The following is a 2,407-nucleotide window of genomic DNA, read 5'->3' as shown; positions in this document are numbered from 1 at the left end:
CTTAAGCGCTGGGCTGACGCGCCGAATAGCAAGGCAGGACACGACAACAATATATCGGTGAGCAACGTGTCAAATCATCTACAGCGCGCCAGTGAACACTGCAGCCGGGCAGCGTGATTAATTACTCGCCGCTGATCCGTTCGATATTGGCGCCCATATACCGCAGCTTTTCCTCGATACAGTCATAGCCGCGATCGATATGATAAATGCGATCCACCACCGTCACCCCTTCGGCGATACAGCCAGCCAGCACAAGGCTGGCTGAAGCGCGCAAGTCAGTCGCCATGACCTGTGCGCCTGACAGCGTCTCGACGCCGTGGCAGATAACAGTGTTGCTTTCGATTTCCGCATGGGCTCCCATCCGAATCAGTTCGGGGATATGCATGAAACGGTTTTCAAAAATGGTTTCGGTAATCACGCCCGTGCCCTCGGCCACCAAATTCAGTAGACTGAACTGCGCCTGCATATCGGTAGGGAAGCCGGGATGGGGGGCGGTGCGTACCGTAACTGCTTTCGGACGCTGGCCGTGCATATCCAGGCTAATCCAGTTGTCGCCGACGGCAATATCCGCGCCCGATTCTCGCAATTTGGCCAGTATGGCATCCAGCGTATCCGGACGGGTGGCATGACACACCACGCGACCATGTGAGATCGCCGCTGCTACCAGGAAAGTACCGGTTTCAATGCGATCGGGTAGTACGCGATAGACACCGCCTCCGAGGCGATCAACTCCTTCGACAATAATTTTATCGGTACCGGCGCCGCTGATTTTCGCGCCCAGGGTGATAAGAAAATTTGCGGTGTCGACAATCTCGGGCTCGCGGGCAGCGTTTTCAATAATGGTAGTACCGGTCGCCAAGGTGGCGGCGCTCATGACTGTGACCGTGGCGCCGACGCTCACCTTATCCATGACAATATGCGCCCCGCGCAGACGGCCGTCCACAGACGCTTTGACGTAACCCTCTTCTAGCTTAATGGTAGCGCCCAGTTGCTCCAGGCCGCTGATATGCAGATCCACAGGACGCGCGCCAATGGCACAGCCGCCCGGTAAAGATACTTGCCCCTGGCCGAAACGCGCCAACAGCGGCCCCAGTGCCCAAATCGATGCGCGCATGGTTTTTACCAGCTCATAGGGCGCGCAATAAAAGTTAACACTGCTGGTGTCCACATGCACCGAACTATTGCGTTCGACTCTAGCGCCGAGCTGGCCCAATAGTTTCATGGTGGTGTCGATATCTTTCAGATTGGGGACGTTTTGGATCTCTACCAGCTCTTCTGTTAGCAATGCGGCGAATAAAATCGGCAACGCGGCATTTTTGGCCCCAGAGATGGTGACTTCGCCGCTTAACTGGGTAGGACCCTGGACACGAAATTTGTCCATTACGACTACTCTCTGTTTAACGGGAAGACTGTCATCCGCCAGGGTCTCAACATTTAAAAGCCATTCAGCTTGCGATCGCGCTGCCATTCTTCAGGGGTGTAGGCCTTGATCGATAAGGCGTGGATGCAGTTATCCGAAATATATTCCATCAGCGGCGCATAAATCATCTGCTGTTTTTTCACCCGGCTCATGCCGGCGAATTGCGTGCTGACTGCAATAACCTGAAAATGACTACCGTCGCCGCTTACGTAGGCTTCGTCCAGCGCCAAGGCTTTCATCAGTACCGCTTTGATTTCACTAGTTTCCATATAGATAACGTCTTACTTTGCAGGGTCGAGAATCAGACCGCTATCTTAGAGAAAACCGACGCGCTCGGGAACAGGCAATAAAATTAACAGCGATTCTCTAATCTCCTCCGTCAGAGGCCAGGCGCCGGTTATTCACATCGGCAAGATGGACGCACACCAACGGGTTACGTGGTAGATTCTCCCAGCGGCATGCAAAGCGTCTGCAGGTTAGACGCTCTCGGGCGGATCACAGGGCAGGATCGCCTGCAGCCTGTATAAAGCGATCAAGGTGCGCAGCCGATCGGTGACGCCGGTGAGCACTAGCTCATCGCCCCGATTCTGCTGGTGATAAAAATGCAGCATCAGCGCCACACCGGCGGAATCGACACGTTTCAGGCCAGATACATCCAGGAAACGGATACCGTCAAGCAACACTTGGCGATGCTGCCAAAGTGTCGGCAGCGTGTCGCGATCCAGCTCGCCCTGTAGGATTAATGTTTGCCCCTGCGTACGCCAGCTTAGTTCATCAGCCATTGTGCTACTTATCCAGGGTAATGGGTTGACTGGCGATGGCCTGCAATTGCTGGGTCAGCCCGTCGATACCCTTGGTGCGCAGTGTGGAGGCCCACTCGTTTTGCTTAGTGGTAATCATACTAACCCCTTCGGCTATCATATCGTAGGACTGCCAATTGCCGGAGACGCTGTTTTTACGCCATTGAAAATCAAGACGCACTGGCGG

General features: G+C 54.6%; 4 protein-coding genes. All 4 read right to left on the bottom strand.

Translation table 11 applies throughout. From position 1 onward, the window contains the following. Positions 1 to 121: 121 nt before the first annotated feature. A complete protein-coding gene (murA, locus tag BG74_RS02050) occupies positions 122 to 1,381 on the bottom strand; it encodes a UDP-N-acetylglucosamine 1-carboxyvinyltransferase (protein WP_066596239.1) in 1,260 nt (419 codons plus the stop codon). Positions 1,382 to 1,434: 53 nt separating this feature from the next. Continuing rightward, positions 1,435 to 1,689 carry a BolA family iron metabolism protein IbaG gene (gene ibaG, locus BG74_RS02045; protein ID WP_066596238.1) on the bottom strand — a complete coding sequence of 85 codons (255 nt, stop codon included), beginning with the start codon at positions 1,687 to 1,689 and terminating at the stop codon, positions 1,435 to 1,437. A gap of 207 nt (positions 1,690 to 1,896) precedes the next feature. Beyond that, positions 1,897 to 2,202 carry a lipid asymmetry maintenance protein MlaB gene (gene mlaB / locus BG74_RS02040; protein WP_066596237.1) on the bottom strand — a complete coding sequence of 102 codons (306 nt, stop codon included), beginning with the start codon at positions 2,200 to 2,202 and terminating at the stop codon, positions 1,897 to 1,899. 4 nt (positions 2,203 to 2,206) lie between these two features. Next, on the bottom strand, positions 2,207 to 2,407 hold a 201-nt coding region (locus tag BG74_RS15920), incomplete at its 5' end, for an ABC transporter substrate-binding protein (protein WP_244267165.1).

The sequence above is a fragment of the Sodalis-like endosymbiont of Proechinophthirus fluctus genome, assembly GCF_001602625.1.
Classification (GTDB): Bacteria; Pseudomonadota; Gammaproteobacteria; order Enterobacterales; family Enterobacteriaceae.
Note: the sequence above shows the minus strand (reverse complement) of the source record. Positions and strands in the feature narration are given on the sequence as shown.

Excerpts from the sequence above, each read along its gene's own strand:
- murA (WP_066596239.1), bottom strand. The coding sequence starts at position 1,381 with ATGGACAAATTTCGTGTCCAGGGTCCTACCCAGTTAAGCGGCGAAGTC.
- mlaB (WP_066596237.1), bottom strand. The coding sequence starts at position 2,202 with ATGGCTGATGAACTAAGCTGGCGTACGCAGGGGCAAACATTAATCCTA.
- ibaG (WP_066596238.1), bottom strand. The coding sequence starts at position 1,689 with ATGGAAACTAGTGAAATCAAAGCGGTACTGATGAAAGCCTTGGCGCTG.